This window comes from Microcoleus sp. B3-A4, from assembly GCF_036705385.1.
Taxonomy (GTDB): Bacteria; Cyanobacteriota; Cyanobacteriia; order Cyanobacteriales; family Microcoleaceae; genus Microcoleus.
Genome location: NZ_JAUBUI010000005.1, coordinates 40,666 through 61,087, shown reverse-complemented (window position 1 = coordinate 61,087; position 20,422 = coordinate 40,666). Strand labels below are relative to the sequence as shown.

The 20,422-nt window shown below is 45.3% G+C and carries 10 protein-coding genes; 2 read left to right on the top strand and 8 right to left on the bottom strand.

Translation table 11 applies throughout. The features are described 5' to 3' along the window. Positions 1 to 188: 188 nt before the first annotated feature. Complete coding sequence (locus tag QUB33_RS04160) at positions 189 to 1,919, top strand: NAD(P)H-quinone oxidoreductase subunit 4 (protein ID WP_333347642.1); 1,731 nt, start codon at positions 189 to 191, stop codon at positions 1,917 to 1,919. A gap of 67 nt (positions 1,920 to 1,986) precedes the next feature. Here QUB33_RS04160 and QUB33_RS04155 read toward each other — a convergent pair whose 3' ends face one another. The 4 genes from QUB33_RS04155 to QUB33_RS04140 all read right to left on the bottom strand — a co-directional run bounded on the left by QUB33_RS04155 (position 1,987) and on the right by QUB33_RS04140 (position 11,986). Further along, the gene (locus QUB33_RS04155; protein WP_333347639.1) at positions 1,987 to 3,630 is read right to left on the bottom strand and encodes an NB-ARC domain-containing protein; all 1,644 of its coding nucleotides are present in this window, start codon (positions 3,628 to 3,630) and stop codon (positions 1,987 to 1,989) included. Positions 3,631 to 4,076: 446 nt separating this feature from the next. Then, on the bottom strand, positions 4,077 to 6,041 hold the full coding sequence (locus QUB33_RS04150) for an ABC transporter ATP-binding protein/permease (protein ID WP_333347637.1): 1,965 nt from the start codon (positions 6,039 to 6,041) through the stop codon (positions 4,077 to 4,079). A gap of 209 nt (positions 6,042 to 6,250) precedes the next feature. Beyond that, on the bottom strand, positions 6,251 to 7,108 hold the full coding sequence (locus QUB33_RS04145) for a DUF1361 domain-containing protein (RefSeq protein WP_333347634.1): 858 nt from the start codon (positions 7,106 to 7,108) through the stop codon (positions 6,251 to 6,253). Between the two features lie 231 nt (positions 7,109 to 7,339). Continuing rightward, positions 7,340 to 11,986, bottom strand: coding sequence for a PAS domain S-box protein (locus QUB33_RS04140; protein ID WP_333347631.1), 4,647 nt, complete (start codon positions 11,984 to 11,986; stop codon positions 7,340 to 7,342). Between the two features lie 461 nt (positions 11,987 to 12,447). Here QUB33_RS04140 and QUB33_RS04135 point away from each other — a divergent pair, with 461 nt between their 5' ends. Then, on the top strand, positions 12,448 to 13,815 hold the full coding sequence (locus QUB33_RS04135; RefSeq protein ID WP_333347628.1) for a TldD/PmbA family protein: 1,368 nt from the start codon (positions 12,448 to 12,450) through the stop codon (positions 13,813 to 13,815). Positions 13,816 to 14,071: 256 nt separating this feature from the next. Here the strand turns inward: QUB33_RS04135 and QUB33_RS04130 are convergent, their stop codons facing one another. From QUB33_RS04130 to QUB33_RS04115, 4 genes are all read right to left on the bottom strand, one after another. Continuing rightward, positions 14,072 to 15,463, bottom strand: a complete 1,392-nt coding sequence (locus QUB33_RS04130) for an ATP-binding protein (RefSeq protein WP_333347625.1) — start codon at positions 15,461 to 15,463, stop codon at positions 14,072 to 14,074. Between the two features lie 157 nt (positions 15,464 to 15,620). Beyond that, positions 15,621 to 16,955 (bottom strand): ATP-binding protein, encoded by a 1,335-nt coding sequence (locus tag QUB33_RS04125; RefSeq protein ID WP_333347622.1) that lies wholly within the window; start codon positions 16,953 to 16,955, stop codon positions 15,621 to 15,623. Between the two features lie 144 nt (positions 16,956 to 17,099). Then, positions 17,100 to 17,471 (bottom strand): response regulator, encoded by a 372-nt coding sequence (locus QUB33_RS04120; protein ID WP_333347619.1) that lies wholly within the window; start codon positions 17,469 to 17,471, stop codon positions 17,100 to 17,102. A gap of 22 nt (positions 17,472 to 17,493) precedes the next feature. Then, positions 17,494 to 20,412, bottom strand: a complete 2,919-nt coding sequence (locus tag QUB33_RS04115) for an ATP-binding protein (RefSeq protein ID WP_333347616.1) — start codon at positions 20,410 to 20,412, stop codon at positions 17,494 to 17,496. Between the last annotated feature and the right edge of the window lie 10 nt (positions 20,413 to 20,422).

Here is a 20,422-nt window from a genome sequence, read left to right as displayed (position 1 = left end):
TTGTCAACCGCTAAGCAGCAACTAAGGACTAAATAATTGAAAAACTTCTTGACTTTTGCAGCAAATTGTGTGTAGCTGATGTACTCCCCATCTTTCTAAAAAAAAGATTAATTTACAAATCTTAATTTTTGATTAAATTTAGTATTATAATCTTGGTAACTTCCAACTAAGTATTTTTTCTCACTATCATGATAGCGGATCAATTTCCTTGGCTGACCGCAATTGTCATCCTACCCCTCGTAGCTTCCCTCGCCATCCCTTTTCTGCCCGATACAGACGGCAAAACAGTGCGCTGGTATGCCCTAGGCGTAGGCATTGCAGATTTTGTATTAATGTGCTGGGTGTTTTGGACACATTACGATCCAAGCATCTCTAGTTTTCAAATCGTAGAACAATATTCCTGGATACCTTCTTTAGGTCTCAACTGGTCTGTTTCCGTTGACGGACTGTCAGTTCCGCTGGTACTGTTGGCGGGATTGGTGACGACTCTATCTATTTTTGCTGCCTGGGAAGTCGATCGCAAGCCACGACTCTTTTACTTTCTGATGCTGGTGATGTACTCGGCACAAATAGGAGTTTTCGTCGCCCAAGACATCATGCTGCTGTTCATAGTATGGGAACTGGAACTAATTCCGGTGTACCTGCTAATCTCGATTTGGGGCGGACAAAACCGTCGCTACGCAGCTACCAAATTCTTGATTTACACCGCAGGCGCTTCCATCTTTATTTTGATAGCGGCCTTAGCAATGGCATTCTACGGCGGAGGCACCCCCACCTTCGACATGGTAGAACTAGGCTTGAAGGACTACCCACTGGGTTTAGAATTACTGCTTTATGCGGGATTGCTGATTGCCTTCGGCGTGAAACTGGCGATTTTCCCCTTCCACACTTGGCTACCTGATGCCCACGGTGAAGCATCTTCTCCCGTGTCGATGATTCTGGCAGGTGTGTTGCTGAAAATGGGCGGATACGGACTGATTCGCCTGAATTTGGAACTTCTTCCCCAAGCACACGTTTACTTTGCACCGATTATGGCGGTGCTCGGCGTGGTCAACATTATCTACGGCGCGCTGAATTCCTTCGGCCAATCGAACATGAAGCGCCGCCTAGCGAATTCGTCGATTTCTCACATGGGATTCGTGTTGTTGGGTATTGCTTCCTTCACGGATTTGGGAATCAACGGGGCGCTGTTGCAAATGATTTCCCACGGTTTAATCGCCTCAGTATTGTTTTTCCTGGCTGGCGTTACTTACGACCGCACCCATACAATGATCATGGACGAGATGGGCGAGATTGGGAAAGTCATGCCGAAAGTGTTTGCCTTGTTTACCGCAGGCGCCATGGCATCTTTAGCACTCCCCGGAATGAGCGGTTTTGCTAGCGAATTGTCTGTGTTTGTGGGCGTCGCAACTAGCGATATGTACAGCAGTTCTTTCCGCGCGGTGACAGTGTTCCTGGCGGCAGTTGGACTGATTTTGACGCCGATTTATTTGCTCTCGATGCTGCGGCAGTTATTTTACAACTGTGGGACACTAGCGGCTTGCGACCTTGAGGATCTAAATTTGCAGAATCAGAGAAACAATCTGGATGAAGCGGTTTGTTTCGGTAATAGTTGCGTTTTGCCGGGTGATGCACCGTTTATTGATGCTAAACCTCGGGAAGTGGCGATCGCATTTTGCTTTTTGATACCGATTGTCGGCATTGGTTTTTATCCCAACATGGCGATGCAAGTCTACGACGCGAAGACTGTGGCGGTGAACGCAGAAGTCCGCCAATCTTACATCCAAATCGCTCAAGACAATCCTGAGATTTATGCGAAGGGATTTTTGCTCCCCAAATTTGCCCAAGCTCCAAAAGTGCCGACTTTGGGCAAAATTACCGGGTCTGAATCTGCATCGGTTTTTGGCATTGTCAAATAATTTTATCGAATTCTGTTTGTGTTGAAAATTGGGCGATCGCTTTTGTCAAAGGGCGATCGCTTTTTTCTTATTGCTGAATTTCTGAAATAATTTGTGCCAGATTCTCCCTAGCATATCCCACCTCAAAAATCGATTTCTCCTCCAGATCGGAGGCAACTTTATTCAAGATATTTAGCGGTTCTTCAGAGCCTGTCGTCTTCAAAAACAACGGTTGCAAGCGATTTTTTAATAATGCGAAAATAGAGCTACTTGGTTCGCCTTTATCCCCTTTCCGTTTAGGAATGTTGATGCTCAATTTGTGAGTTTTCAACAGCCGCATTCTTTGTATTCCTTGGGTCTTAACCGTCTCCAAAACCTCCGCTCGAATCTGCTCGACTAATCTTTCTGTCACATATTGCACGATCAAAGGCTGAAGCATAAAAACAGTTTCCCCGCCCTCACTAATTTTTTCAATCAGCGAGCGACGACCCAGAGAATCGAGATTTTTTAGCAAATCGGAAAGCGATGAATTGGCCAACATCTGCTCCCGTAAAGTTACCAGTGAAATCTGGCTTTGAGCAATAGCAATCCAGTAGGCAATATCTTGTTCGGAACTCGACATTCGATCGAACTGCTGCGCCAGCAAATTGCTGATATGTTCTTCAATAAATAACGCCGTTGCTTCCAAAAGCTTTAAAACATTTCCCTCGAAAAACTCGTTAATTGTTGTCGCTACAATCTTTAGTGCTAACAGATTGCCTCCGTACCGGGACAACAAAATTTCCAACTCTCGATCTTGAGCCGACAAACCTTTTTCTTGGAAAATTTTCCGCGCTATTTCCGAGGAAATAGCAGGTTTTAAAGACCGCACTTTTTCTCCCGCCAGCAAAGCCAGTTCCGTAGGTTCTTCCGAACTAACTAGCAGTAAACAGCTATTGTGATTGACCTCACACAGCCGCACAATTAAATCTCGATATCCTTCGTAGCCTTCCCGGTAGTGTCCCGCTAATTCTTCGGGTCTGAGAACCGCTTCAAAATCGTCTAAAATTACCAGACAGCGGTGTTTCCGCAGATACTCGACCAAGCGGGAAATTTTGCTGTTGAGGTCGATGGGTAGATCGGGTTTTTGTTGGTTAGAAAAAAGTTGAATTAAGCTGCCTAGGAAGTCGGATGGTGCTGGTGCCGATCGCAGCGATCGCCAAATCACAAAATCAAACTCATTTTGTACCTGTTTTGCCAACTGCACCGACAGAGTTGTTTTGCCGCTACCAGCCAAACCCAGCAGCGCTACCAGGCGACAATTATCTGATACTATCGACTGCTTTAAAGTAGTTAATTCTTCAGTCCGTCCGTAAAAAACCGAAACATCCGGTGCTTGGCCCCAATCTTCCTGTCGGTGTCCGTTAGCGAAGCCCTCGGAGAGGCTCGCCATCTTCAATAGAGAGCCTTTACTTCGACTAAAATCGCTCGTTCCCTGATCGGTGTGGTATGAAAACAGCAACTGATGCCTCAATTCCGAAAGCTTTCCAGGGCCGTTCCCCCCGATCTGAAACTTTTTGTAAACTTCGCCGAGTCTTTTGCGAACGGCGATGTCGCTAATGCCAAGCTTTGTGGCGATCGTCGCCGTAGATTGACCGTCGAGAGCCATCAACACAGTTTCTAACTCGGCATCTGTGACGCCGCGCTGTTTGGCGATCGTTTGCACAAAGTTTTGAGGAATCGGAGTAGTCAAGGTAGGAATCTCGCCTATACTAAAAAAATCTATCTTCTATTATATTGTGTGAGTTCTCGCGGGCGAGCAATTGAATCGAATCTACCAACGTTCAGCTTGCTTTTTGTTGTTTGGGCAGTTTTAGATATTTATACCCAATTATCAATTGTGAGACCCGTAAAAAAAAATGCAACTGTAGGCAAGCTCCAAACCAATACGCAATTAGTCATTCCCAATTATTCAATTTTTTAATTCTTCTATTCTTCAATTCTTTAATCTAAGATGGTATGAGGAACGGGGAGTTGAGCGGCATTAATTGTTGCTATTTCCCACCCATAAAACCTATTGTAGAGTGGAGGCGCGGCGCTTAATTTATTATAGCACCCAACCATAAATCTCCAACCGCACAACAACCCACCGCGAACCAAAAACCGGGTAAATTTACAATTTTTGAAAGCAGCGCTGTATCAGCCAAAAATTGTCGCACTAGCCCGGTATTCTTGGGCAGAAAGCAGCCGCCAACTCCCATCACCCACCAGTTCCAAAACCTGCTGGTGATATTTCACTAAACTCACTCGGTGACCGACACTCACAAACGTAGTTTTAGTGGCTTGCAACTGCTCGTATAAATGTTGCTCGTTCTTCAAATCTAAAGCACTTGTCGCCTCATCCAAAATAGCGTATCTAGGTTCCGTCAATAACAATCTAGCAAAAGCTAAACGTTGCTGTTCTCCCAGCGACAAAATCTCACTCCAATCTAAATCCGCATCAAAACCGCCCAATCTGTCTGGCAAATCTGCTAAATTTACTGATGCCAAAACGCGACGCAATTTTTCCTCATCAACCTCGCTGCTGGTATTGGGATACAAAAGTTGCGATCGCAAACTACCCAAAATCATATAAGGACGCTGCGGCAAAAACAGCATTTCTCCGAGTTCCGGCCGCGCCAAACGACCCGTTCCCGAGTCCCACAAACCCGCAATTGCCCGCAGCAAAGAACTCTTCCCAGCACCGCTTTGACCGACAATTAATAGTCCTTCTCCAGGCGACACGGCTACCGATAAATCCCTAATTAAAGTCTTTTGATGTTTCGGAGTATCTAAAGTAACGTGTTCCAGCGTCAACTGCGAATCTATAACTGTATCGATTGTCCTGACTTCGAGTTCAACAGCATTTTTTTCCTCTCTTAAAGACTCATTAAACGTAGCTAGACGATTAATCCCCGCTGCAAATAAACTCAAGCTTTCAATCCTATATACAACCAAAGAAAATGCTTCTGAAACCTGACGAAAAGCAAATTCAGCTTGAGTAATATCGCCGTATCTGATCTCACCTGCAAAGTAGATAGAAGCCAGGAATAAAGAGGGAATAATATAAGTTGCATATCTATAGCCCACTCTAAAATATCCCAGATTCCGCTGCCAACCAATTAGTAAATTAAAGTTCCGAACTGCTTCTAAAAATCGGTGTTTTACCTGAGCAGATTCCTGTGCTTCTCCCCGGTAAAAAGCAATTGATTCTGCATGGTCCCGAATGTGAACCAATCCATAGCGAAAGTCAGCCTCTTTGGAGAGCTGATTGAAGTTCAAAAATATCAACTTTTTGCCAAAAAATACCATGACTGTCGTGCCAAAGACAGCATAAATAATTAGTCCGATCGAAAGACCTTTGGAAATAGACCACAGAATGCCTGTAAAAGAAATAATATCGATAACTGCCCCCAATATCAGCAGCAAAAACTCTAAACTTGTGCTAGTGAAAGATTTGATATCTTCAGCAATCCGCTGGTCGGGATTGTCGATTTCCTTCTGAGAATTGATTTCGTAATAAGCGCGGTTTTGAAAATAACTACCCAGGAAACTATCAGTCATCCACTCTCGCCAGTACAATCCCAGTTGATCTTGGGTATAGCCGTAAATAACAACTATCGGGGTACCGATAATAAAAACTCCAGCATAAACCCACATAAACCGCCAAAAAGTAATCTGATCTTTTTCAGCCAGTGCTGTCGTGAAAAAATTACTAATATAGCTAATGACTACGTTAATTCCGCTAACTGACAGGGACAAAAATAGCAGCAGAGCTAACATTATCCACTGCTTCCTGCGCGGTATCAACTTGCTTCTGAAAAAGACAAAAGCAGCCAGCGGGAGGATTAGCATTAAACCAACGAGCGCAATTGTCGGTGAGTAGATAATTCCTTTGATCAAAGTAGCTAAGCCAGCCGCAACCCCGTTAAAAGCCTCTGGAAAAAAGACTTGAGCACCCAAACTGACAACACTGACAGCCACAAACATAGCAGCGAACAGAAATATCAACAACATCGCTACTAATCCTAAAAAGATTCTGCCACCCCCAGGCTCTAAAGGATAAAAGTAAGGTTGAGCGATCGCAATAAATCTCTGCCACAACTGACGGTCAAATCGATTCATCTTTGCTGTTTACAAAACTACTTTGACTGTTCTAACATATCAAGTCTTGTGACAAACTGCAGCAGTAATTTATTTTGGAGTTTAGCGAAAAAATTTGTCTCAGCCAGAGACGGAAACTTGTTTTCCGAGTTAACTGGTGGAGAGAAAAAATTGGGAGCTTAGTTCAAGCTCTTAGATTCATCTGTGGAGTCAATCCTTTAATCTCAAATCTAAAATCTCAAATCGATGGGATCAGAAGCAGTGGCGCTTTCGCCGGACAACTCCGACTGCAATTTGCTGCTGTAAAATCGCTGGCTAATTCCTAAAATTACTTGTTTCATTACCCAATACAAAACAGTAATTACTACAAAAGTTACAACCATTACTAAAACCGGACGCTTGCCTATCAAATCATTCATTACTGTGTTAACTAGCGCATCGGGGTTAGTAAGAATGTCCCAAGTGTTGAAGCGGATAAATCGCCCTAAATAAATGCCGATCGCCGAAAGTGCGTGTATAGTTATCTCCGTTGCCAGGATAAATCTACTCCAACCCTGTTGCTTCAAATAGTAACCCAAATTCATCACCGACAGCACGTAAGCCCCAAACCCAACCAGCATAAACGCCAGATACTGCGGGATCAAAGCTAGAGTCACAGTCCACACCGAGTTCCCCTCTTTAATCTGCTCAATCAGGTGAATGATATCAGTTAAAACGTAGGGCGCATTAGGCAAAAATGCGATAAACCAGAAAAAACCGCCCCACCAGCGGAGAGAACGAACTCCGCGCTGCCGCAGTACCCAGATGTCTAAAGCCATCAGTGCTAGCGTAATCGCGATCGCCCCCAAAACGTAAGTTTTGCCCACATCTTGCACAATATGCTTCAAATAGCCTAAAACAGAGCGCGTACTGGGTAAAAAAGTAGCGCCCAGGAGAAAAGCCGTACCCCACAGCAGCCAGCGCGATCGAGGTTTGCGAAACAGCAAAAAACTCAGGCCCAGCGGTACTAAAGCCAAAAACAAATTCCAAGACATCCAGCGGACATTGTGTCCCATTGCTTGCAGTGCTTCCAGGATTAATCCCATCATGTCAATTTTTATACAATTAAAGGTTTGATGCAACACCGCTTCATTCGCAGCTTCCGTCTATTTTAGTCTTTAAGTTGTAGGGTGAGTCAGCTTATCGCCGCGCGCCTGAAAATCAACAACTGCTGACGCATACTAGCACTGTGGAGTCACTCTCAAATCTCACATAGACGGGTGCATCCTACCACTGTGGAGTCAATCTAAAATCTCAAATCTCAAATCGACTGGTGCACCCTACTGTTTATACACTTTGTCGATCGGAATCTCAATCTTAAAAGTCGTTCCGCATCCTATGGAAGAAATGCACTCAATCTTGCCCTTGTGCTTTTCCACCACAATCGAGTGCGCGATAGACATTCCCAACCCCGTACCTTTCCCCACAGCTTTGGTAGTAAAAAACGGGTTAAAAATTCGATCGACTATCCCCTCGGGAATGCCCGTACCGTTGTCCGAAATTTCTACCCTAACAGTGTTCTGGGGGGTTACACTCGTGGAAATAGCAATCCGTCCACTCTTTGTCTCTGATTGTGGAAGCGATAACTGGTGATATCGTTCTTCAATAGCATCAATTCCATTAGCAATAATATTCATAAACACCTGATTCAGTTGGCTCGCATAGCACTCCACCAGTGGCAGTTTTCCAAACTCCTTAATTACTTCAATTTCCGGGCGGCTGTCCCGACTCTTCAAGCGGTGCTGCAAAATTAACAAAGTGCTTTCAATCCCCACGTGAATATCGACCGGCTTCATTGCGGATTCATCCAGCCGGGAGAAATTTCTGAGGGACAACACAATTTGCCGGATGCGCTCGGTTCCTACCTGCATTGAACCCACAAGTTTTCTTAAATCCTCTGCCATGAAGTCCAAATCAATCTCTTGAATGCGATCGACAATTTTTGAATTTGGTTCGGGATACTCCTGTTCGTAAAGAGTGACCAGATCCAGCAACTGTTGTGTATACTGGTTGAGATAATCAATGTTAGCGTGAATGAAATTAACGGGATTATTAATTTCGTGAGCGATGCCTGCAACTAATTGCCCTAAAGAAGACATTTTTTCAGTTTGGATGAGCTGAGTTTGAGTAGAGCGCAATTCCAGCAGCGCTGACTCTAAATCTCGAGCTTTTTCTCTTTCTCGCGCCTCGCTTTGCCGCAGTGCTTCCTCTGCTTGCTTGCGAGTCGTAATATCCTGGCAAAATCCAATTATTACCTTAGCCTGACCGTCAGGATTCCTGCTAAAAATAGTATCCCGACTTTGCAGCCACAAAAATTGACCATCTCCGGCCCGCACCCGGTACTCAATTTCCCTAATTTCGCCATCTTTAATTCCTGCAAAGCTGGCGTGATGTTTCACAATTTTAGGCAAATCTTCGGGGTGTGTTAACTGAGGCATGAGTGACGCATCCATCGCTCTAATTTCGCCGCTGGTATAGCCCAAAAGCGCGAATATTGAAGTATTAGTGTAGATATTTCGCTGTTCTTCTAAGTCGTAGAGATACAAAATACCGGGAGTAGCTGATGCTACTTTTTGAATGAACTCCTGGCTTTCTTGCAAAGCTAACTCCGCTTGTTTGCGATTGGTAACATCAACGGCGATGCCGTCCCAAAGAATATCGCCGTTTTCTTTAGCTTCAGGACGCGAAATTATCTGAAACCATCGAATTTTGCCCGAAGGTAGCACGAACCGTCCTTCCCAATGCCAAGGTTGCAGATTTAGGGCTGAAATAGCACCAGATTCCTCATAACTTTGGCTGTCTTCGGGATGAATTAAATCTGTTACCAAAGCCGCATTTTTTAGAACATTTTCTGGTTCTAACTCAAAAATTTCTCGGCAAGCAGCACTTATGTAAGGAAAACAGAAAGAGCCATCTGGACACAACAAAAATTGATAAATGATTCCCGGCAAATTAGCAGACAGCTTTTGGAATCTTGCCTCGCTTTCCCGCAGCGCTTCCTCTGCTTGTTTGCGCTCCGTAATGTCAGTAATTGAACCAACCATGCGGACTGCTTTTCCAGATGCGTCCCACAAAGCTTGTCCCCGACTGAGTATCCATTTGTAGGCGCTGTTGTAGCACCAGCAGCGGTATTCGATGATGTAATGCGGCGTTTTCTTGTTTAAATGGTCTTGGAGAGCTTGCATTACTAAGGCTAAATCGTCGGGATGCGTGTCCCTGTTCAATTCGTCAAAGTAATCGAGAATCTGGCTGTGTTCGTCGTATCCGGTGATTTCCTTAAATCTATCGGACAGGAATAGTTCCCCTGTTTGCAAGTTCCAGTCCCAAATGCCGTCGTTGTTGCCTTTGAGTGCTAACTGCCAGCGTTCTTCAGTTTGCATCAATTGAGCTGTTCTCTGTTTGACTCTATTTTCTAGTTCTTGATTGAGTTGTTTGAGACTTTCTTCTGCCTGGTTGCGTTCGATCGCAATTCCTGCTAAGTTTACGATCGCCTCTATCAATTGCAGCTCAAAAAAATGGGGGTGGCGCGGTTGGGAATAATACATTCCAAACGTTCCCAAAACTTGACCCTGAGATGAGAAAATAGGAGTAGACAAGCAAGCTCTCAGTCCAAAACTCAAGGCTAAATCTCGAAAATTTTTCCACAAAGGATCGCTGGCAATATCTGTAACGAGCACCTGTTGGCGACTAAAGGCAGCAGTGCCGCAGGAACCGACATCCGGGCCGAGGGCTATGCCATGAATAGCAGCATTGTAACTGTTGGGCAAACTGGGCGCGGCTCCGTGCAGTAAATGTTCGCCATCTGGAGCTAGAAGCAATATCGAACCGATGACATCTCTAGATTGCTGCTCGATAATTTTAACTAAAGTATTTAAAGTCTCGCCAAGAGTTGCGCCCTTAGCAATCATTTCTAAAATTTGTTTCTGACCGCTTAACCAATTTTCAGCTTGCTTGCGCTCTGTAATGTCGCGGGCTACCCACAGAACCGTTTTTTCTTTCATTGGCGAAATGGTAGCAGCAAACCACTTTTGTACGCTGGTAATTTCCAGGTTATATTCAAAAGTAGAGGTTTGATTTGTAGCGAGGGCGGTGCGGATTTGCTCCAGAAAAAAGTCTCCCTTTTCTGGAGCGAATAAATCGCTAATTTTTTGACCGACAAGTTCAGCAGGTGGTTTATATAAAAGTCCGGGATTTGTCGGGGCAATTTTCAGGTAGCGTCCTTCAATATCAATCACCAAAATTACATCGTTCATTGCAGCAAACAAAGCTCGAAGTTCGGATTCAGAAGCTTGCAGGGCGATTTCAGCTTGTTTGCGATCGCTAATGTCGCGCCCCACTCCTTGACACTCAATCAAGCTGCCCGTACTGTCAAAAATCCCCCGATTCGTCCACTGGTGCCAGCGAGTTTCCCCTGTTTCGAGAACGACGCGGTGTTCACAGGTAACGACGGGGTTTTCTAGGCTTAGAGAACTGAAACTGCGGCTGAGAATTTCTTGGTCTTCGGCCGGCATTAAGGGCATAAAAGTATGGCCCTCCAAATCCGATCGCGATTTATTGAAATAGCGGCAGTAGGCATCGTTGACAAAAGTCAAAACTCCGCTCGGCAAGAAACGGCAAATCAGTTCGGTTTGGTCTTCAATAATTGCCCGATAGCGAGATTCGCTCTCAAGCAGCGCGGCTTCTGCTAAGACGCGATCGCTAATATCCGTCCCGATACAAAGCAGTCCTGCCAAATTTCCCTTCGCATCTAGTAAAGGTTTATTTGTCCACGCTATCCACACCCTTTCTCCATTGCTGCGGATATTTTCATTTTCGTTTTGGAAGTATTTTTCTGGCTGTGCCAAAAAGTCTCTAATGATTGCCGCGAGGTCACTTTTTGATAAATCTGTTTTCGGTATAATAGTGCCGATCGCACTTTTGCCGATGATTTCTGCTTCTGAATACCCGAAAAAAGCTTCAGCAAACTCGTTAAAAAAAGTAATCTTGCCTTCACTGTCTAACTGCACAATAATGCTGTTAGCATTCTCAACCAATTGCCGGTACTTAGCTTCGCTTGCCCGCAGCTTCGCAGGGCCATACACCCAGCTAAAAACCGCCACCCCGCTAAAAACAGCCAGCAAGCCGCCTCCAAAGAGCAGCCACCCCCGAAACGGGGAATTCGCAGGCCATCCCCCCGCCGGAATTGCTGCCAACTGCCAGGAACCGTTGGGCAAAGTGACTTCCAGCAGCACGGGACTGTTCTGAAAAATTGACCCGTCACCGAAAAACACTGCGCCGGATGCCCCCTTCCCGTCTTTGCCCCGCAGAGAGTATTGCAGGTTCGCTGAGGAGTCGTTGAGTCCTGCTTCCTGCATCAGGGTATTTTTATCGACGATCAGGCCTGTCAAGCCCCAGTAAACTGCTGTTTCGGGAGCGGCGCCGGAGGGTGTGAGAAAAATGGGCGATCGGCTGATGAACGTCATGTCCCCCTCCAATAATTTCACCGGCCCTGCAAGCAAACTTTTTTTGGTGTTGATGACATCTTTGACCATTTGTCGGTGTTCGGGTAGCGCCGTCAAGTCAACCCCGAGCACCCCTTCATTTCCGTCCTGCGGATAAATGTAAGCGATCGTCGTGCCTTTAACTAAAGTTATGGCCCGAATGCCGGTTTGCTGTGCCACCAGAATTCTCGCCGTCGCTGCAAACTCGGCTTCGGTGATGTTTGGGTTGTTGGAAACGTAAGCCACCAAACCCCGGATCAGAAATAGCCGCGAATTTAAAGAGCTTTCGAGCTTAGAACGGACTGTGCTGAGCCGATCGAGCGTGGTAGCGCGGTTGTACTGCAAAAATCGCTGTTGTTCCGATCGATCTAAAATGCTAACTCCGACCAAAATTGCTATTGATGCCGAAATTGCTGCTAAATACGGTGAAATTTGGAATTTTTTCACCTTAAAGTATTCCATCTGCCGGCGGTTAAGGTATATTTTTTAGATATTTTAGATAGATTTAGTTTAGTTTGATTTCTCTAGGCAAATGCAAGATTTTCGGCATACCCGGCTTTTCGCAAGCGGGCGCGAGTTTGTTGTGTTTTAGGGCGCCCGCCGAACGTAGGCGATCGCCAAGCCTCTCATCATCAATTCTATGGAAAAAGTTTTAAATCTACAATCGACTGACAGAAAGTAATGTGGTCATAAGCCCCCGGATTCATTCCTTCGCAGACTCAGGAGGGATCAATCTAAAATCTAAAATCTAAAGTTGGTTGACTCGCCCTTACTCGGGTAGGGTGCGCCATGCTCCCGCACCACACCGATGAGGGAGCGCACACCCGAAAGACGGGAGTTATTAGCTAAAATAGGTTTAGCAATAATTTTTTTCAGCGCTACGGCTAATCATTCATAGGGGCAATTTGATGCAAGAACAGTTGATGGAAGCGATCGCACCTTACCGCGATCGCGTAGATTATTTAGAAGTTCGCCTCGAACAAAGCGAGTCAACTGCGATTAGTTTTCGCGGCCCTCAGTTAGATGCTGTCAACCGCAGTTTTAGTCTCGCCGGCGGCATCCGCGCCTGTCACAAAGGCGGCTGGAGTTTTGTAACTTTTAACGGTTTAGATGAGTTACAAAACCGCATTGAAGAAGCTGTAGTGCAGTCTCGTTTGGTTGGCAGCGAAAAAACTCTACTAGCAGATGTCACTCCGATTCAAGATTATGTAGCGGTGGAATTGGGCCGCGACCCGCGCTCTATTACTCTAGCCGAAAAGCGGAAATTGCTCGAATCTTACAACCAGTTGCTGTTAGATTATGACCCGCGGATTCAGACGACAATGGCAGGTTACAGCGACAGATTTGGGATTACTTATTTTGTGAATTCTCAAGGCACTTGCATCGCTCAAGAGCGCTTGGACGTGACCGGCCGTTTCGGAGCGATCGCCCGAGGGGAGGGCGGTGTCGTCCGCCAAGGGTTTGAGTCGATTCACTCGCGATCGGATTACGGTGTGTTGACAAATATTGAAGATCGTGTTAAGAGTGCGGCCGTTCGAGCTGTGGGTCAACTAGAGGCAAAATCGGTGAAAGGCGGTCAGTATCCGGTGATTTTAGACCCTTATTTGTCGGGGGTTTTTATTCACGAAGCTTTCGGGCATTTGTCGGAAGCAGACGGCATTTACGAAAACCCGAAAATGCAGGAATTGTTGACTTTGGGCAAGCCTGTGGCGATCGAACAATTGAATGTAATTGACGATGCAACTGTGCCGGGATTGCCGGGAACTTTGAAATACGACGACGAAGGTGTGCCGGCTCAGTGCAAGCATTTAATTAAAAATGGAGTTTTAGCCGCTCGGATGCACAATCGCGAGACTGCGGGCAAAATGGGCGAAAGTCCGACGGGAAATGCCCGGGCTCTGAGCGCTACTTTTATGCCTTTGGTGCGGATGACTAATACTGCGATCGAGTCTGGCGAACATTCTTTTGACGAAATGGTTGCTGACATTGACGAAGGAGTGTATGCAGTGCGGATGTTGGGAGGACAAACCAACGGCGAAATGTTTACCTTTGCGGCGGCTCAAGGGTTCATGATTCGCGACGGCAAATTGGCCGAACCGGTCAGCGATGTCACTTTAAGCGGCAATGTATTTCAGACGTTAAAGGATATTGAGTCGATAGGAAACGACTCGGTTTATGCCTACGGCGGTTGCGGTAAAAATGGCCAGAGTGGTTTGCCCGTAAGTGTCGGCGGCCCCCATTTGCGGATTAAAAATGTCGTCGTCGGAGGAAGATAATCATTAGTCATTAGTCATTAATTATTAGTTCAAAACTTACGCAACTGGCAGAGGGTGAAGGCGTGCTCGCGCCCTCACGCCTCACCTTAACCAGTCCGGGATACTGACAAGTGGACAAACCACTGAAAATCTATTATTGAGGGCTTCACTGAGGTCGTTCGGTGTTTGGAGACTTCAGAAATTACAGAGAAATTGGGAAGTGCGATCGGCATATAAACTGCACCAGTCTTTACCCTGATTTTTTGTTTAATTCCCCTTAAGTGGCCTCGATGTGTAACCGCTCGGGTTGCCTAATGGGAATCTCAATCACAAATTCTGCACCTTGATCTGGCTGCGAAAAACACTTCAAATCTCCGCCGTGCTTCTCCACCACAATCTGATAGCTGATCGATAATCCCAAGCCCGTGCCATCACCCAGAGGTTTAGTTGTAAAAAAAGGATTAAACAGCCGATTTATTACATCGCTTGTCATCCCCGGACCATTATCTTTAAAACAGATTCTTACCCACTCGCGCTTCAGAATAGAAGTAGCAATCGTAATCGTCCTAGGCTCGTTTTTTATTGGCTCAGGGCTGCGTTCTTTCTCATAGTGATTCAAGGCATAAATGGCATTGCTTAGCAAATTCATAAATACCTGATTCAACTGACAGGCATAACATTCTATTTGTGGCAAATCTCCGTATTCTTTAATAACTTCAATAGACGAAGAATTCGGCTTAGCCTTGAGCTGACTATGCAAAATTACTAGAGAGCTGTCGATTCCCTCGTGAATATTAACGGGTTTCATCTCAGCTTCGTCTAGGCGCGAGAAGTTCCGCAACGTCAGCACAATCTGACGGATACGTTCTGCCCCCAATTTCATCGAAGACAGCATTTTAGGCATATCCTCTTTGATAAATTCCAGCTCTATTTGCTCAATTAAAGCTTCGATTTCCGGGTAGTTATGGGGATCGTGCTGCTGGTAAAGCGTGATTAAACTCAATAGCTGATGAGTGTAATCCGTGACATAAGTTAAGTTGCCATAGATGAAGTTAACAGGATTATTAATTTCGTGGGCAATACCGGAAATTAGTTGTCCTAAGCTAGACATTTTCTCAGTCTGAATAAGCTGAGATTGGGTGCGCTGTAAATTTTGCAGTGCCAGTTCTAGTTGGATGGCTTTTTCTCGCTCTCGCGCTTCCGATTGCCGCAATTTCTCCTCTCTTTCCTGGCGGGCGCGCTCGTTTTCCTTTAGCTGCTGCACATGGCATAAAGTTTTGTTAATGGTAATTTCTAAATCCTGAAAATTTAAAGGCTTAATCAAAAAGTCAAATGCCCCGCCATTCATTGCCTTTCTGATATTCCCCAAGTCGCCATAAGCAGATATAACTACTGTTTTGACCAGAGTAACTAGCTCGTTAAGTTTCGCTAGCAAAGCCATACCATCCATGACTGGCATATTAATGTCTGTCAGGATAATATCTATATCCGGCTGCTCTCGCAACGTTGAAAGGGCTTCTACGCCATTGTGTGCAAAAAAAACTTGGTATTCTCCTGTGCGGATCTTTTGTCTAAATTTCTGGCAAATTAAAGATTCTAAATCAGGCTCGTCATCCACAAATAATATTTTAGCTGGCATATTGCGAGCCAGTGCGGTCGTAGGTGACATTTTTTGAACTCCTGGGGTTCATTAACTTATCCGCCGAGTAATTTTTATCTACTTTACGTCCTATTATAGATTATTTGATGAGTAATGAAAAGGCTGATTTCTACAATGGCCAACCAGATGGCTGGAATAGGCTCTGAGTTTGGTAAAAGTCGATGGATTAGCTAAGGTCGAGTGCCGCCCTAGTTTGTCTGATTGGAATTTCAATCCTGAACTCTGTTCCCTGCCCCACGTCTGAAAAACAGTTCAATGCGCCCCCATGCTTCTCATGTACAATTTGGTAGCTTATATAGAGACCCAAACCAGTACCCTCACCTACAGGCTTAGTAGTAAAAAATGGTTCAAAAATACGATCTTTCACCTCTGCCGTTATTCCCGGCCCATTGTCCCGAATTTGAATGACGACACGGGATTTTTCCTCTAGCAGAAAAGTGCGAATAGTAATGGCGAGAGGGGAAGCGGGGGGGTTATCTAGTGACCGTTGTTTGTTGTACTCATTCAAAGCATCAATCGCATTAGAAAGGATGTTGATAAACACCTGGTTGAGTTCTCCGGCATAGCATTCCACTAAAGGCAGATTGCTGTACTCCTCCATCACTTGAATCTCTGGACGCGCTGCCCTTGCTTGAAATCGATTATGCAAAATCAGCAGGCTGCTTTTTATCCCTTCGTGAATGTCAACCGACTTTATGTTAGCTTCATCTAACCTTGAGAAGTTACGCAAAGACAAAATAATCTTCTGAATGCGGTTAACACCCCCTTTCATCGAAACCAAAATTTGGGGTAAATCTGCTATCAAAAATTCCAAATCTATGGCTTCGATTTCAGCTTGAATCTCAGAACTGGGAGGGGTGTACTGTTGATAGAGATGCAGCAGATGCAGTAGGTCTTGAATATAATCATTGACGTGGCTGATATTGCCATAGATAAAGTTGACGGGGTTATTGATTTCATGGGCAATCCCCGCAACCACTTGACCCAAAGAAGACATTTTTGCGGTCTGAATCAGTTGAGCTTGGGTCTTTTTTAGGTCTTGCATACAGTTCTGTAAATGCTGAGCTTCTTCTCTAGCGCGAGCTTCTGACTCCCGCAAGCGCAGATTTTCTTTTAACTGTTGCACCTCGCGCAGCGTTTTGTTGAGGGTAATTTCTAAATCCTGAAAATCTATCGGCTTGGTTAGAAAGTCAAAAGCACCGAAGTTCATCGCATTTCTTATATTTTTCAGGTCGCTATAGGCTGATATAACTATTGTTTTGAGGGGGACGTTTATATGATTAAGTTTAGAGAGTAAAGTCAGACCATCCATTTCAGGCATATTAAGGTCGGTCACTACTATATCTATATCCGGGTGTTCTTTCAATTTTTCCAGCGCTTGTACGCCATTATGGGCAAAAAAAAGCTGCCATTTTTCTGCGCGGATCTTTTTTCTAAATCTCTGGGAAATTAGAGATTCTAAATCTAGTTCATCATCCACAAACAGTATTTTTGCTGACATATTAATTTTAAATTAGTAGGAAAATCTATTATAAAATTTTAGCGCTTTATAAGACATAAAAAGGTAAAATGAGGCGTTTTTGTTCGAGTGAGGAACTGCTTTTAATTAGCAATTACCACTTACCTAATAGGTTTCCTTGTGAGTTTACTCCAAATTAATTATTTTATTTTTGAGTGTATCAAAATTAACAGGCTTAGTAATATAGTCATCAGCTCCATAAGCCATTGCGGTTTGGTAATTTCTCTCATCTCCATAAGCGGTAATCATAAAAACTTTTAGAGCGGGAAACTTTTCTTTGAGAATCCTGAGCAGTTCTAGCCCATTCATTCCTGGCATATTAATATCCGATAAAATCAAGACAATAGACGCTTCATCCTGGTTTTCTAAATAGTTCAAAGCTGCCTCTGCGGACAGGGAAAAATGAAATTGAATTTGCCCTGATTTAATTTCTTTCCTAAATTTCTGCTTGAACAGTGACTGAATATCTTCCTCGTCGTCTACCACCATTACTTTCATTTTTTTAAATCCTTAATTTCTGCTACTTTTTTTTGGGCAATATGATTATAAACTCTGTATAATTTCCTACTTCTGTTTCGACTTTTAGTTCTCCTCGGTGTTGCTGGACGATAACATCCTGACTGATAGAAAGACCTAGACCAGTACCTTCGGCTGGTGGCTTGGTAGTAAAAAAGGGATTGAAAATTTTATCGAGTATCTCGGGTTTTATACCTGAGCCATTATCGCGAATGCGGATTTCAATCACGTCACCAAGATTTCGAGTTCTCACGTCAAGCAGCGGTGAAAATACTTCTCCCATTTCTTGTTTCTTTTTATAGGCTGCATAGCAAGCATTGCTAATAATGTTAAGAAAAACCCTGCCGATGTCTTGTGGCACGACCTCTACTTCGCCAATGTCATTGTCATAGTCAGTTTCTATGGTAATGTTAAAAGCAGCTTCCTTCGCTCGCATCCCGTGATAAGCTAGATTGATATATTCAGCCAATAAACTATTGATATCTGTAGCTTCCCAGTGACCGCTTTGTCCGCGAGAATGCAAAAGCATATTACCAACGATTCTATCGGCTCTTTGACCGTGTTGATTGATTTTTTTAAGATTTTCTTTAAGATCGGTTAGTAGCTCGGCAATATCCTCACTGGTTTCGGGATCTAAACGTTCTGCTTGATTTTCAATTTTTTCAAACAGTTCTTCGGTTAATTCAGCAGAAAGTTCTGAGAAATTGTTGACAAAGTTTAAGGGGTTTCTGATTTCGTGGGCAATCCCTGCGGTTAAACTGCCCAGAGAAGCTAGTTTTTCTTGCACGACAATTTGATTTTGCATAGCTCTGAGATTTGCTTCAATCCGCTGCCGCTCTTCAATCTCATTCTGCAATTGCTGCACAGTATGGGTGAGTTCAGATGTACGATCCTCAACTTTGATTTCTAATTCCTCATTAGCTTTTTGTAGAGATTCTTGGGCTTGCTTGCGATCGGTGATATCGCGCACGATCGCCACATATTCTTGCATACCTTGATTTGAAAGCGAAGCATTTTGAGAAAATCGATCGGAGATGGCAACTTCCAGAATGCGCGAGTCGCGATTGGGTAGGTTAAGAGTTTGTTCGCTGCGGCTGGGCCACCGATCGGGATCAAAAGCTAATCCGGGCAGTAGTTTGTTCAGGTGATGCCCTATTAGCCGAGTGGTGTCGATTCCGAAAACGCTTTCAGCAGCGGGATTAGTCTGACGAATCACTCCGGTTTCATCCAGCACCACGATCGCATCTAGGGCAATGGTAAAGAGTTGTTCTGCTCCCTCTCGTGCTTCGTTCATGGAGACGACTTGGGGTAAGCTCGTCCAGCAGGCAACTGCCACTCCGACAAAGCCTATGGTCATCACCAGAACAATCAAGAGATTATCGGCAGCATCGCCTGGAAGTCCATCTAACGTGGCTCTAATCACCCAGGCGATCGCGGCAGTGCTACAGATCAAAAAGATCAGGATGCCTACCTGAAGCGCCACAAAATCCTTAGTTATCCTGTAGGACTGACCTCGATAAAGCTTAATCCACCACCCAGGATGGAAGGGGGGAAATGCAATGCGACGTATCGCAGCATCCACTGCCAAAATAGCGATCGGCACAAGCAGTCCGATCAGCAAGTCTTGCCAGTTCCCAGCCAAGCCCCCAACGATCAGGACAACTGTTTCCACCAGGAAAAAGCCTCCCGACCACCAAGGCCATAGCACTTCTGGCCTATCCCGACGCACCCATAGCCCCAAATGGGCTATTGTAAAGGCGCTCAGCCCACCAATAGTGCCCACCATTACTAAACGCGCTATATCTCCCCAAGCTAGACAGATGAGACTGAGCAAGAACGTCAGCAACAGGGCTGGACCGAGCACGCCCCGTGGGGAGACAACACCGAATACTGGCGATATGTGCCCGTCCAAGGCAAGTTGGTACAAAACGCGGGGAGTGTTGGAAACCGCTGTGGCTGAACTTAGGAGGCAGCCCGCGACGATCAAAAGCGTCACCATAAATGAGGCCCACGGCCCCCAGAAGAGTTTAGCTGCGGATAATAGGTTTAAGAAGGTGTCGTCTTTTAATCCCGGTTCTGTTGCCAAGCGCATCAGTACCCAGGAACCGGCTAGATAGGGAATAGGAATCAGCCAAGCCACAAAGCTCAGAAACCGCAAAGTCTCCCCCGGTCGTTGGCTATCAGCGACAAATGAGGCAGCAGTTTCACAGCCGTAAGTAGCGTAGACGGCGAAAAAGTACCATTTTGCCCATTCAACAAAGGACAAGCTAGGCCAAGTGTCGGGAAAAAAGCCGGGGCTAGCTGGGGATAGTAATAACCAGCCGATGCCTTGAGTGCAAAAAACTAAGAGGAATCCCACAGCGGGTAGAACGAAACATAAATGCAGGATACTCAAGGCGCGGGTGCCACTAAACGCCACAATAAAGGCGAGTACCGTAAAGCCAATTTGGAGGAGTATCTCAGGACATGAAATCCCTAATGGTTTCAGGTTGGCTTGGATCAGGGCTGTGATGATCAGGGCGTTGATCGTTGGCACCGATACCCAACTAAAAAAGTATCCGATCGCCCCATACCTACCCAACCAGGGATAGTTGTTCAGCAGCCGCGCCGTATAGTTGGGCGTTCCCCCTGCCATCTCTGGCCACTTCCTGCCCAAGCTTTGCATCTGAAAGTTCAGCAGCATCCCCACAATTGTTGCTGGTATCCAGACGAAGATAGCTTGAGGCCCAAGAGCGGCGTGTATGGCGGGTGCACCGCTAATCCATAGCAGAGGACCCGTAAGGCCAAACCCCCAAGTTTCCAGTGTCGTTAGGGTGGGCTGAAGGCGCATGAGCGATCGCCTATTCAGATTTTCTGTTGGGGAAGGCTGAGTTGGTTCTGAATGGTAGCCGTTGGCTGGCTGGTGTCGGATGTCTGTCGCCATCAATTTTACC